General features: G+C 50.1%; 12 protein-coding genes. 4 read left to right on the top strand and 8 right to left on the bottom strand.

Features of this window, described 5'->3' with window-relative positions:
- Positions 1-11 precede the first annotated feature (11 nt).
- The 3 genes from ctaD to RR877_RS03300 all read left to right on the top strand — a co-directional run bounded on the left by ctaD (position 12) and on the right by RR877_RS03300 (position 2,706).
- Positions 12-1,730: a cytochrome c oxidase subunit I gene (gene ctaD / locus RR877_RS03310; RefSeq protein ID WP_332550449.1), complete on the top strand. Its 1,719-nt coding sequence runs from the start codon at positions 12-14 to the stop codon at positions 1,728-1,730.
- A 6-nt stretch (positions 1,731-1,736) separates the two neighbouring features.
- Positions 1,737-2,156 (top strand): cytochrome c oxidase subunit 4, encoded by a 420-nt coding sequence (locus tag RR877_RS03305; protein ID WP_110233353.1) that lies wholly within the window; start codon positions 1,737-1,739, stop codon positions 2,154-2,156.
- 310 nt (positions 2,157-2,466) lie between these two features.
- Positions 2,467-2,706: a hypothetical protein gene (locus RR877_RS03300; RefSeq protein ID WP_332550448.1), complete on the top strand. Its 240-nt coding sequence runs from the start codon at positions 2,467-2,469 to the stop codon at positions 2,704-2,706.
- A gap of 188 nt (positions 2,707-2,894) precedes the next feature.
- On the opposite strand, the gene RR877_RS03295 is transcribed toward RR877_RS03300, so the two are convergent.
- From RR877_RS03295 to RR877_RS03280, 4 genes are read right to left on the bottom strand one after another with little or no spacing between them, the layout of a single operon-like run.
- Entirely contained in the window at positions 2,895-4,496 is a 1,602-nt protein-coding gene (locus tag RR877_RS03295) for a cytochrome bc complex cytochrome b subunit (RefSeq protein ID WP_332550447.1), read from the bottom strand.
- On the bottom strand, positions 4,493-5,557 hold the full coding sequence (locus RR877_RS03290; RefSeq protein ID WP_332618674.1) for a Rieske 2Fe-2S domain-containing protein: 1,065 nt from the start codon (positions 5,555-5,557) through the stop codon (positions 4,493-4,495). The genes RR877_RS03295 and RR877_RS03290 overlap by 4 nt, the downstream gene beginning before the upstream one ends.
- A 39-nt stretch (positions 5,558-5,596) precedes the next feature.
- A complete protein-coding gene (locus tag RR877_RS03285; RefSeq protein WP_280800375.1) occupies positions 5,597-6,391 on the bottom strand; it encodes a c-type cytochrome in 795 nt (264 codons plus the stop codon).
- 34 nt (positions 6,392-6,425) lie between these two features.
- Positions 6,426-7,055 (bottom strand): heme-copper oxidase subunit III, encoded by a 630-nt coding sequence (locus RR877_RS03280; RefSeq protein WP_332551185.1) that lies wholly within the window; start codon positions 7,053-7,055, stop codon positions 6,426-6,428.
- A gap of 77 nt (positions 7,056-7,132) precedes the next feature.
- Here RR877_RS03280 and trpD point away from each other — a divergent pair, with 77 nt between their 5' ends.
- Positions 7,133-8,185, top strand: a complete 1,053-nt coding sequence (gene trpD, locus RR877_RS03275) for an anthranilate phosphoribosyltransferase (protein WP_280800377.1) — start codon at positions 7,133-7,135, stop codon at positions 8,183-8,185.
- On the opposite strand, the gene glpK is transcribed toward trpD, so the two are convergent.
- Genes glpK through RR877_RS03255 form a run of 4 tightly spaced genes read right to left on the bottom strand, consistent with a single transcriptional unit; the run spans position 8,182 to position 13,082 of the window.
- Positions 8,182-9,714: a glycerol kinase GlpK gene (glpK, locus tag RR877_RS03270; RefSeq protein WP_332551184.1), complete on the bottom strand. Its 1,533-nt coding sequence runs from the start codon at positions 9,712-9,714 to the stop codon at positions 8,182-8,184. The two genes, trpD and glpK, sit on opposite strands and share 4 nt — an antisense overlap.
- Positions 9,715-9,751: 37 nt before the next feature.
- On the bottom strand, positions 9,752-10,939 hold the full coding sequence (locus tag RR877_RS03265) for an MFS transporter (RefSeq protein WP_332551183.1): 1,188 nt from the start codon (positions 10,937-10,939) through the stop codon (positions 9,752-9,754).
- Positions 10,940-10,951: 12 nt separating this feature from the next.
- The gene (locus RR877_RS03260) at positions 10,952-12,163 is read right to left on the bottom strand and encodes an MFS transporter (protein WP_332551187.1); all 1,212 of its coding nucleotides are present in this window, start codon (positions 12,161-12,163) and stop codon (positions 10,952-10,954) included.
- A complete protein-coding gene (locus RR877_RS03255) occupies positions 12,141-13,082 on the bottom strand; it encodes a DMT family transporter (RefSeq protein ID WP_332551182.1) in 942 nt (313 codons plus the stop codon). Before RR877_RS03255 ends, RR877_RS03260 begins: the two co-directional genes overlap by 23 nt.
- Positions 13,083-13,156 lie beyond the last annotated feature (74 nt).

Raw genomic sequence — 13,156 nt, 5'->3', positions numbered from 1 at the left:
AGGGAATAGCGATGAGCGCAACACTTAGTCCCACCCCAGTAGTAACCACTACTCAGAAACCACAAACTGTTGGTGTCACTCGACCAGTGACTAAGGGCAACATCATTGTGCGTTGGCTGACCTCAACTGACCACAAGATCATCGGTCACATGTACAACATCACCTCGATTTTGTACTTCCTGCTCGGTGGTGTGATGGCCCTGATAATCCGTGCACAACTGTTCGCACCAGGTCTCAACGTTCTTCAGACCAAAGAGCAGTACAACCAGATGTTCACCATGCACGGAACAATCATGTTGCTCATGGTTGCAACTCCGCTCTTTGCTGGTCTTGCAAATGCAATTCTTCCTTTGCAGCTGGGCGCACCAGATGTGGCCTTCCCCCGTTTGAACATGCTTTCGTTCTGGCTTTACTTCTTCGGTGCGCTTATTGCCGTTGGTGGATTCCTCACCCCACAGGGTGCCGCTAGTTTCGGTTGGTTTGCTTACGCTCCGCTTTCAACTTCAACCTTCTCACCAGGCATCGGTTCCAACATGTGGGTACTCGGCCTTGCAATGGGTGGTTTCGGAACGATTCTTGGTGCCGTGAACTTCATCACCACGATTCTCACCATGCGTGCACCTGGTATGACTATGTTCCGTATGTCGGTTTTCTCATGGAACATCTTGATCACCTCGATCTTGGTTATCCTCGTTTTCCCCATACTCGCCGTTGCTCTGTTCGGTCTCGCAGCTGACCGTATCTTCGGAGCACACGTCTACGACGCCGCTACAGGTGGAGCCATTCTGTGGCAGCACATGTTCTGGTTCTTCGGACACCCAGAGGTTTACATCCTTGCTTTGCCATTCTTCGGTGTGGTTTCTGAAATCATTCCAGTATTCAGTCGCAAGCCAATTTTTGGATACAAGACTCTGGTTTACGCAACCATCTCCATCGGAGCACTATCTATGACTGTGTGGGCACACCACATGTATGTCACTGGTTCTGTACTTCTGCCCTTCTTTGCGCTTCTCACCATGCTTATTGCAGTTCCCACTGGTGTAAAGATCTTCAACTGGATTGGAACTATGTTCCGTGGTTCAGTGACATTCGAAACCCCGATGATGTTCGCAATAGCATTCGTATTCAACTTTGTTTTCGGTGGTTTGACCGGAATCATCCTGGCTTCGCCAGTTCTTGACTTCCCCATGTCTGACTCATATTTCGTCGTTGCCCACTTCCACTACGTCATTGTCGGTGCTCTAGTCTTCGCTCTCTTCGGAGCTTTCTACTTCTGGTGGCCAAAGTGGACTGGAAAAATGCTCAACGAACGCCTTGGTATGTGGCATTTCTGGCTGTTATTCATCAGCTTCCACATGACCTTCCTCGTTCAGCACTGGCTTGGTGTTGTAGGTATGCCACGCCGTTACGCTACGTACCTTCCTGAAGATGGATTCACATGGATGAACCAGCTTTCAACTATCGGTGCATTCTTGATGGCGGTCTCGCTACTTCCTTGGGTTCTCAACGTGTACCTGACCGCTCGCTATGGCGCAAAGGTAACAGTCAACGACCCTTGGGGTTACGGACGCTCACTCGAGTGGGCTACCTCATGCCCTCCTCCTCGACACAACTTCACTTCGATCCCACGTATCCGCAGCGAATCTCCTGCGTTTGACTTGAACCACCCAGAGCTTGCTCCTAGCGGTTACACAAGTCAGACAGCTCTCGCCGGAAAGGTAAAGGTCTAACAACTAATGAAAAGTAATGTTGTCATCCTGATTCTCCTCGGAGCTTACTTCTTGCTCTCAGGCGTCGTTTACATCGTCTGGAACATCCTGGCTGGAAATGAGTTTGAGGCTACAGGATCTATTGGTCTTCTTCTTTCTGCAATTTTGGCCGGCTTCATCGCCTTCTTCTTGAACATGGTGAACCGTTCACAGGGAGGAATTCTTCTTCCCGAGGACGAGCCATCTGCAGATATTGATGACGCAGATCCAAACATTGGCCACTTTAGCCCATGGAGCTGGTGGCCTCTGGTTCTTGGTTTTGCAATTGGACTAGCATTCCTGGGGCTTGCCGTTGGTTTTTGGATCATCTTCCTCGCAATTCCATTTGTCCTGGTTGCAATCACTGGATGGACCTACGAGTACTACCGCGGTAACTTCGGCAGATAGTTTATAGCTACGTCAAAAAGGCCTCAGATTCGCTTCTGGGGCCTTTTTCATATTTGAATAGGTAGGTATTCAGATGTTAGAAAAATTCGATGTGAAGATGGCATTCCCTTCGCTTTATGCTCCAAAGAATTCAGAGCTTGCTTTGGTCGATGTTCCTGCGATGCGGTATCTCAGCATTTCCGGGGAAGGATCACCACAGAGTCCGAACTAAGCAGCAGCAATAGAGGCTCTGTATTCAACGGCATATCCCGTCAAATTCATTTCCAAGGCAGCAACAGGCAAAGATTATGTTGTTCCTCCGCTTGAAGGATTGTGGTGGGCAGAAGATCCTTCAGCCTTCACATCTAACCACAGAGATTCTTGGAAGTGGACTCTGCTGTCATTCCTTCCTGAATGGGTGACAGAAGAACATGTTCAAGCAGCCACTTCCAAAGCTCTAGCTAAGAAGATTCAGCTAGCTCAACAAGTTCAGATTCTTGAACTGACCGAAGGAAGTGCTCATCAGGCTCTGCATATTGGCTCTTTTGTGGATGTGGGACCCATCCTTTAACAACTACACAACACAGTCATGCCAGCAAACAATGTCACTTTTAACGCGTTTCATCATGAGATATATCTCAGTGATTTTCGAAAGACAGAACCTTCGAAGCTACGAACAATCCTGCGACAAACTGTCAAACAGCTAAACCAGCATTAACGAAGAATGCCCCTCCGAAGAAGGGCATTCTTGTTGATTGCTTAGTGGTGTGCGTGCTCGAGAGCTTGCTTGTATTCTTCCTGGGTAACAGGAGCAATACGGTCTTCGAAGAAGAAGCGAGATAGAGAAGCACGCATACGCATTCCACCAGTGATCTTGCCCTGTGGGTTGGGGCGAAGCATGATGGGTGCGTTGTCGTTGTAGGAAACGAGCTGCCAACGGTCGTATGCATCCAACTGCTGGTGAACTTCAGTGAATTCACCACCGGGGAGACGAACAATGCGACCGGTTTCGAAACCGTGAAGAAGAATCTCTCGATCCTTCTTCTGCAGTGCAAGTGCAATGCGCTTGGTCACGATGAAGGCAATGATTGGTCCAACAATCAAGAGGATCTGAAGGGTGTTGATCACGCCTTCCATGGTCACCTTGAAGTGGGTAGCAATGAGGTCAGAAGATGCTGCCGCCCACAGGACTGCGTAGAAGGTAACACCAGCGGCACCAATTGCGGTGCGGACAGGTGCGTTACGTGGACGGTCAAGCAGGTGGTGCTCACGCTTGTCGCCAGTAACCCATGCTTCCACGAAGGGATAGGCAAAAGCTGCTGCGAGGAACACAACCAGTACTAAGACCGGGATGATGATGTTCCAGGACCAGGTGTAACCGAACCAGTAGGTCTCGAGGTGTGGTGGAACCAGACGTAGGGCACCATCGGCAAAACCGATGTACCAGTCAGGCTGTGTACCAGCGGAAACAGGGGAGGGGTCGTAAGGACCGTAGTTCCAGATCGGGTTGATCGTTACGGTAGCTGCGATGAGAGCAACAACACCGAATACCAGGAAGAAGAATCCACCAGCCTTTGCTGCGTAAACAGGAAGGATGGGGAAACCTACGACGTTCTCCTCAGTCTTACCGGGGCCAGGGTACTGAGTGTGCTTGTGAATGATGACGAACATCAAGTGCAGCACGATAAAGATCAGTACGAAAGCGGGAAGAAGAAGAATATGAAGTGAGTAGAGGCGACCCACAATATCTGCACCGGGGAACTCTCCACCAAAGAGAAGGAAGGTAATCCAGGTACCCACAACGGGAAGTCCAAGAACCATTCCGTCGATGATGCGCAGACCGTTTCCAGAAAGCAGGTCATCTGGAAGTGAATAACCGGTGAAACCTTCAGCCATAGCGAGGACAAAGAGGACGAAACCAATCGACCAGTTCAACTCACGAGGCTTACGGAACGCGCCGGTGAAGAATACGCGGAGCATGTGGAGACCGATGCTCGCAACGAAGAGCAGTGCAGCCCAGTGGTGGATCTGACGCATGAGCAAACCACCGCGGATATCAAAGGAGATATCCAAAGTGGAAGACATGGCTGCTGACATCTCGATTCCCTTGAGGGGAACGTATGAACCTTCGTAAAGTACAGGAGTCATCGAAGCCTGGAAGAAGAAGGTAAGGAAGCTACCAGTGAGCAGGATGATAACGAAGCTGTAGAGAGCTACTTCACCAAGGAGGAAGGACCAGTGGTCAGGGAAGACCTTACGACCAAATTCCTTCACAGCTCCAGAAATGCTGGTGCGTTCGTCGAGGTAGTTCGAGAACTTTCCTACGACACCACTTTGTGCGGGTGCAGATACGGTACTCAATTAGCACGCTCCCAGAAGCTAGGTCCTACAGGTTCGGTGAAGTCGCTGGTCGCAACGAGGTAGCCCTCTGCGTCAACGGTGATGGGAAGTTGGGGGAGAGGTCGTGCTGCTGGTCCGAAGATGACCTTGCACTCGTTCGAAATGTCGAACTGTGACTGGTGGCATGGGCACAACAGGTGGTGCGTCTGCTGTTCGTAGAGAGCTACAGGGCAACCAACGTGAGTACAAATCTTGGAGTAGGCGACAATACCTTCATAAGACCAGCTTTCACGCTCTTTGCTTGTCCAGTTCAAATCTTCCTTCTTGAGGCGAACCAGAAGAACGGCAGCCTTGGCTTTTGCATCGAGCATTTCGTGCTCGGGCAAATCGACAAGACCTTCTGGGATGACCTGGAAAGCAGATCCAATCGTAAGTTCCGACGCCTTAATGGGAGTTCCCTGAGGGTCGCGTGTCAGACGAATACCCTTCTTCCACATGGTGTGCTTGAGTTCGTTATTGGGGTCTACATCCATTGGAGCAAGTCCGCGGAAAAGAGCAATAGCAGGAAGGGGGAATGCAATCAATGCACCAATAAGGCCGTTACGAATCAAAGTGCGACGGCTGAATCCAGATTCTTCGTCAGATTCACGAAAGATTTCAACTGCACGTGCGCGAGTTTCTTCAGTTCCACGAACCGGGTGACGGTGGTCAATGGCTTCTTTATCTGCCATGAGGGCTTTACCCCAGTGAACTGCGGCAATACCAATCGCCAAGAGAGAGAACGCAATTCCAAGACCCAAGTACAGGGTGTTCATGCGCACCGAGTGAACGTTTTCAGGCTCAATGGGGAAGAACATGTATGCGTACACAGCGAAAACGCTGGCAGCGATGGATAGGTAGAACAGGGTGTAAACAACACGCTCTGCACGCTTAGCTGCCTTGGGATCGAGGTCAGTAACGCGTGGTCGGTGCGGGGGCAAACCAGGGTTTACAAAAGCGTCAGGTGCTACAACACCTGTTCCCGTTGCCTCTGCGTTGTTCGCAGGAACGATATTGGCTTTGCCACTCTCGTTCTTAGCCATGTTTCTCCTCAGATTCTTTCTAAATTCGTTCTGAAAGTCTTAGTTCGACTTTGCGGTAATCCATACGGTGAGGGCTACGATTGCGCCCAAGCCAAATACCCAAAGAAAAAGACCTTCTGAAACAGGGCCCAAACTTCCGAGTTCTAGACCACCAGCTGAAGGGTTTTCCTGAATGTAAGTGAGGTAAGAAATAATGTCTTTCTTCTCTTCAGGAGTGAGGTTGAGGTCGTTGAAGACTGGCATGTTCTGAGGGCCGGTCAGCATCGCTTCGTATACGTGAACAGCAGCTACACCCTTAAGCTCAGGTGCGTACTTTCCTTCTGTAAGTGCTCCACCAGCACCAGCAACGTTGTGGCACATTGCGCAGTTGATGCGGAAGAGCTCACCACCGTTAGAAACACTGCCATCTTCAAGTTGTGACTGTGAAGGAATAGCAGGTCCTGGAGCGAGTGAAGCAACATATGCGGCAAGGGCTTTTGTCTGTTCATCGGTGAACTGAACTGGCTTTTGTTCAGCCTGAGGACCAGACATCTGCATGGGCATACGTCCAGTACCAACCTGGAAATCAACTGCAGCGGAGCCGACACCAATCAGGCTTGGACCGTTGGCGGTTCCCTGTGCCTGCTGTCCGTGGCAGGTAGAGCAGTTAGCAGCAAAGAGTTTCTGACCCTCATCGATGACAGCAGGGGAGCTGAGATCTACAGATGCAGTGGCAGAGGCGCTACTGAATGCAGCATATGCACCACCGGTAGCAACGAGGCCGATGAGAATGAGGGCGACAGAAGCCAATTGACCGCGACGACCGTTACGACGAGCTGCCTTTGATTCAGACATGTTCTTACGCATGAAGTTCAATACCGTCCGTTTGTTATCTGAGTACGTAGATGACGAGGAAGAGGCCAATCCAGACCACGTCCACGAAGTGCCAGTAGTAGGAAACAACAATGGCGCTTGTTGCTTCTTTGTGTCCGAAGTTCTTGACAGCAAATGCGCGTCCAATGACGAGCAAGAAGGCGATCAAACCACCGGTTACGTGAAGACCGTGGAAACCAGTTGTCAGGTAGAAGGCCGTTCCGTAAGCATTTCCGTTGAGCGTAATTCCTTCACTGACCAACATGGCGTATTCGTAGACCTGACCAGTCACGAAGATAGCGCCGAGGACATAAGTGAGGAAGAACCATTCAACCATTCCCCACTGAGAAGGTTTCCAACTAGTAGCTCGTGACTGAAGTCGTTCTGCAGCAAACACACCAAACTGAGCCGTCACTGAGGATGAAACCAGAATGATTGTGTTGGTCAAAGAGAACGGGAAGTTCAACAATGCGGAGTCTTCTGCCCACATTTCGGGCACTGCTGCGCGCAATGTGAAATAGATGGCAAAGAGGCCAGCGAAGAACATAACTTCGCTTCCAAGCCAAACAATTGTTCCGACCGCAACAGGGTTGGGTCGACTCACAGAAGACGATAAGGGGGCTGGTGTAATAGTGGCTGCTGTCACCCTTCCATTATGCCGGAATTCACATTCCTCATGGGTGCAATCGACTCTCGCCACGCTGTGCAAGTACCCTGTTAGCTATGGCAGAAAACATCTCCTGGGCAAATTTGCTCAGTGCACTCCTGAGCGGAACTGACTTATCCATTTCGGAAGCTGAATGGGCAATGAATCAGATCGTGACGGGAAACGCGACTAATGCTCAAATTGCCGGCTTCCTTATTGCTTTGCGCGCTAAGGGGGAGGCTGTACATGAGGTCGTTGGTTTCCGAGATGCTGTTCTAGCCAATGCCCTTGATTTACCCGTGCCTGCTATGGCCCTGGACATTGTTGGCACCGGTGGAGACCGTCACAACACGGTCAACATTTCCAGCACTGCCGCTATCGTCGCTGCTGCTGCTGGAGTTCCTGTGGTCAAACACGGAAACAGAGCAGCCAGCAGTGCTTCAGGATCTTCAGATGTACTTTCTGAGCTGGGAATTAACCTCAATCTGACCAATACTCAGGTTGCTGATGTGCTCAACGAAACAGGCATCACTTTTGCATATGCAGCTGCATTTCACCCGGGTTTCCGCCATGCGGCTGAAACCCGACGTGAATTAGGCGTTCCCACCATTTTTAATGTGCTTGGCCCCCTATGTAACCCTGCCCGCCCAGAAGCCTCAGCAGTGGGAGTAGCTCAATTAGACCGTGTTCCCTTGATTACTGGTGTTTTCCGTACACGTGATGCAACAGCCTTAGTTTTCAGGGGTGATGATGGTCTTGACGAGCTGACTACCACTGGACACAGCCACATTTGGGAAGTCTCACGTGGACAAATTGTTGAACACGATCTCGACCCATCTGATTTAGGAATTCCACGTGCGAGTTTGGATGATTTCCGCGGGGGAGAACCAAGATACAACGCTGAAGTCCTTCGCCAGACACTTGATGGTCACAAGGGTGCAGTGAGAGATATTGTCCTGCTCAATGCTGCTGCAGGTCTCGTTTCTTATGACCTTGCTCAGGACTCTTCACAGGTTCTTCGCCCAATTACGGAACGTCTTTCAGAGAAGTTGCTAGTTGCAGCAGATGCCATTGATTCCGGTAAGGCTTCTCAACAGCTCCAAAGGTGGATTACTGCAACTCAGCTTTAGAACTGAACCGAGTCGTCATCTATCCAGTTGAGGCTCTTCTCGACTGCCTTGTTCCATACTCTGAGTAATTTTTGGCGTTCTTCTTCATCGATTTGCGGCGTCCATCGCTTGTGTTCTTGCCACAGTGCGCGCAATTCGTCGGTACCGCTCCAAAAACCGACAGCGAGACCAGCTGCATAGGCGGCGCCAAGTGCTGTCGTTTCAGCAATAACAGGACGGATTACGGGAACACCAAGCAAGTCTGCTTGGAATTGCATAAGGAGTTCGTTGGAAATCATTCCGCCGTCCACACGAACTTCCGTGAGTGGTACCCCTGTATCCGCATTCGTAGCATCTAGAACTTCACGAGTTTGAAAGGCTACTGCCTCTAGGGCTGCACGAGCGATATGCGCTTTATTCACATAACGGGTTAGGCCAACGATGGCACCACGTGCATCTGGTCGCCAACGCGGAGCAAATAGTCCACTAAATGCGGGGACAAAATAGGCACCGCCATTATCGGGAACAGAGAGTGCAAGTGTTTCTACTTCACTTGCCGAAGAGATAATTCCAAGGTTGTCTCGAAGCCATTGAATGAGTGATCCAGTAACAGCTATCGAACCCTCCAGCGCGTAGTGCGCTGGCTGTTTGCCGAGTTTGTAGGCGACTGTCGTGAGAAGACCGTTCTGAGAATGAACTATTTCTTCTCCGGTATTGAAAATGAGAAAGTTTCCCGTGCCATAGGTGTTTTTGGCTTCACCCTGAGAGAAGGCTGCCTGACCGAAGGTTGCAGCCTGTTGATCGCCCAATATGCCGGCAACGGGTACACCGTGAAGTAGTTCCACAGCAGTTCCATAAATTTCTGAAGAAGAAACAATTGTGGGGAGCAGGGTAGGCGGAATATTGAAAGCCGAAAGAAGTTCTGGATCCCATTGAAGTGCCTCGAGATCCATCAAGAGGGTACGAGAAGCATTGGTCACGTCTGTGACATGAACACCGCCAGAACTTCCACCCGTGAGATTCCACACAAGCCAGGAATCTATTGTCCCGAAGGCAAGAGAGCCGGACTCTGCACGTTGTCGAACGTCCTCAACATGTTCCAAAATCCATACGATTTTTGATGCAGCGAAATAGGTGGCTAGGGGGAGACCAGTCTTCGACTTGAAGCGATTGAGATCTGGTTCGGAAAGGTTCTTTTTGGCAATCCGATCAATGATTGATTGAGTGCGGGTGTCTTGCCACACAATGGCGTTATATACGGGAACACCGTTTGTCTTATCCCATATGACTGTGGTTTCACGCTGATTTGTGATTCCAATCGCGGCTATGTCGGAAGCGGTGAGTGAGGCCTGTTCTAGAGCTAATTCAATGACCTTTCGGGTGTTATTCCAGATTTCGATGGGATCGTGTTCTACCCAGCCACTTTGAGGAAAAATCTGTGTTGTTTCGAGTTGCCCAGTTCCAATCTTTGCTCCTGCATGGTCAAAGATAATTGCACGAGTGCTCGTGGTTCCGTTGTCAATTGCAAGAACATACTGTGGCGTAGACATGGCAGAAACCTACCAGCGCAAACCGTGAAATGTTCTGTTATTTCGAAGTCAATGGTTTTGCTTCACCGGCAAAATACACAGCACACGCGACAAAGAAGGCTAAGAGATAGAACATATTGAGCAGACCCCAAGCTTGTCCGAGGAATCCCAGCAGAGGAGGACCGACCAAGAATGCGGCATATCCAAAGGTTGTGACAGTGGCGACTCGTTGAGAAGAGTTTTCCCCGTCAGCTGCTGCCGAAATGAACAGTGGGAATCCAAGCGCTACTCCCGCACCCCACAAAGCTGCACCGATCCATGCGAAGTAAATAGTGGGGGAGAGGATGACAATCAAGATGCCCGCCACACCAGCAATACCAAGTGTTCTCAGAGCGAATACCCGCCCAAAACGATCGACGAGACGACCTCCAGAAAATCGGGTAATCACCATAGCTAACGTCATGATGGCGAAGGTAATACCAGCGGTTGTGGTGTCGAGTTTGTAATCGTCAACTACTGAGAGCGCTAGCCAGTCATTCGAACCACCCTCTGCAAGGGAAAGTCCCATGATTCCGAGGCCAAGGAACAAGATTCTCTTTGAAAGAACGACAGGTTCACGTTGTGATTTTTCTCCACTAACAACAACATGAGTTTTGCCAGTAGAAGCGGGGAGTTGACGATAGGTGAACCACGCTATTGCGGTGGTGATGCACGCAATTGTGATCATTTGGACTACCAGCGAAAAGTGAGTCACAATCGCCAGAGTTCCAATACCTGCACCCAATAATGCACCCAGGCTATAAGCGCCATGGAGCTGGGGGAGAAGGCTCTTTCCGCGCAGTTTTTCAAGCTCTGCGCCCTCCACGTTGATACCCACGTCTCCAATTCCATAACCCAGACCAGAAACGAGGCCACCTAAAGCAACGCCCATTGGGGACTCGCCCACAAGTGAAAATGCTTGAATGATCTGTCCGACTCCCAAGACGGTGAAACCCACAACCACAGCATTTCTTGCACCAAATCGAGCAACGAATCGTCCCGATAAAAGTAGTGAAGTTAGAGCACCTACGGAACCAGCAAAAAGTACCCAACCTAGGACCGCGGTTGAGACGTTGATGTAACTGCGTACATCAGGAAGTCGAACGAGCCACGAGGCTCCACCGACGCCAAATACAAGAAAGTAGGCAAACAGAATAATGGCTTGAGAGCGAAACGACTTTGTTTCGGGAGCAAATGACATAGCCATATTGAACCATAACTATCGACGCGCGTCGACAGATTGCAAGGGTTTGGTTGATTTGTTGGCGAAAAGACCGCCCGTCAGCAACGCAACAGGCAAACCAAACGCTGTGAATAGGCCAAAAACTTGTCCTAGTCCACCGAGAAGCGGGGGACCTGTAAGTCCTGCGAAATTTGCAGTTAGGAAAATCATCTGAACGCGCGTTTGGGCAAAACGCTTTTCATCTGTAATCGCCGATACACACAACGGGAAGCCCATAGAACAACCCAGTCCCCATAAGAATGAGCCCAAGTAGGGCATATGAATGGTGTTCGTCAGCATCACAATAACAATTCCACTTATCGCTAAAGATCCCATGAGTAGAAGGATTCGAGAGCGACCGAGCCGATCAACTACTGGACCACCGGCAAGACGGGCGATAGCCATTGCTGCGGCGAACATTGTGTAACACCCAGCCGCTGCTGCGTCTGTCATGCCTGTTGCCGTCAACGAGATGGGGAGCCACGCTGCTGCGGCACCTTCAGCTAGAGCAAAACCCAGAACGATAAACGAAATCCGAATCGCACGAGGATCTCGCATTGCTTTGATGTTTTCTGATCTTGTAGGAATAGTTGCGATTTCAGCAGTTGACATGTCCTCTTTGATTGATTTGCCAGAATCATGAGGAATCGAACGGGAGGCAAACCACGCGACAGCTATAAACCCCAAACCAATTGCTGCAAATTGGAGGGGAATCGGAACAACGATGAAAATCAGGAAAGTACCTAAAGCTGCTCCGCCAAGATTTCCTGTTGAATAGGCGCCATGAAATGAAGGAAGTAAAGATTTTGTGGAAGTGTGATCAATATCAGCACTTTCCAAGTTGATAGCAATTCCGCCCGTTCCCAGGCTTGCCCCCATAAGGGCGATTGAAATGCCTGAAAGTATGAGGTTTCCTGAGGTAGAGAAGATTCCAAGAGACAACAAACTCAGGCCAGAAATGGAATACGCAATAAGGATTGTTCGTTTAGCCCCAATTTTGGGAACAAAACGTCCACCTAGAAGCAGTCCTGACAACGAGCCAATAGCCATCATGAGCGTAAATAATCCCATTTGAGCAGTATTGAGGCCCAAATTGGCCTTCACCTCAGGAGTTCGACTAGCCCATGTCGCAAAGAGAGCACCCTGCAAGAAGAAACACGTGAAGATGGCCCAGTACCAGGCTCGATTACTCGGTCGTGTTCGCGTCATCACTTGATAAGGATAGGGGAGTAGTGGTTTTGACCCGTGCACGAACAGCCGTAAAGGCAAGTGCAATTACGACTGCTCCACCAATAAGAATGTCAGGGGTGAGTGCCTCTCCGAGGATTACGGCAGACCAGATGAGCGTGAAGACAGGTTGACTGAGCTGAACTTGACTCACAGTTGTCATGGGGCCGATTGCAAGCCCTCGATACCAGGCGAAGAAACCCAGAAACATGCTGAATATTGCGGTGTACATGAAGCACATCCACGCAATTGGATCCTGAGACAGTGGGACAACTGCAAGATTAATGATTGTCAGAGGAGCCATCACTGGCAGGGCGATAATCAATGCCCAACAGATCGTTTGCCACGAACCTACTTCACGGGAAAGCAACCCACCCTCGGTATACCCAATGGCTGCAGAAATGACCGCTAGAACAAGGAATATGTCAGGCAAACTAAAGCCTGAGAACCCATTACTCAAGGCCAAGAATGCGATTACTGCGATTGCGCCGGCTATGGAAGCTACCCAAAAGAGGAAACTTGGACGTTCTCCAGTGCGGATAACCACAAACAGTGCAGTGACTGCAGGCAGTAAGGCAATAACCACAGTGCCGTGTGCTGAGGGAACGCTCTGCAACGCGAGAGATGTGAAGAGCGGGAATCCGATAACGACACCAGCTGCAACAATGATCAGCCGTATGACTTGATTCTTGTTTGGACGCTGAGGTCTCACAACTGAAAAAACGACCAGAGCAAAAAGAGCCGCAAGCGCTGCACGGCCAGTGGTCATGAAGAAGGGGTTGATTGTTTCGACAGCAATCCTGGTGAAGGGGAGTGTGAATGAAAATGCGAGAATTCCGAGTAATCCCCACAGCACCCCGGCATAACGTGCTGTGATGAGACTTTTCGGAGATTCACTCATTGCTGAACTCTACGAATCAAATTTGCGTTAGTCAAAGTTCAGCGGGGACCTGTTACGCGGGGAAGTGTGTAATG

The organism is Aurantimicrobium sp., from assembly GCF_036667855.1.
Taxonomy (GTDB): domain Bacteria; phylum Actinomycetota; class Actinomycetes; order Actinomycetales; family Microbacteriaceae; genus Aurantimicrobium.
This window is presented reverse-complemented; position numbering and strand designations above follow the sequence as displayed.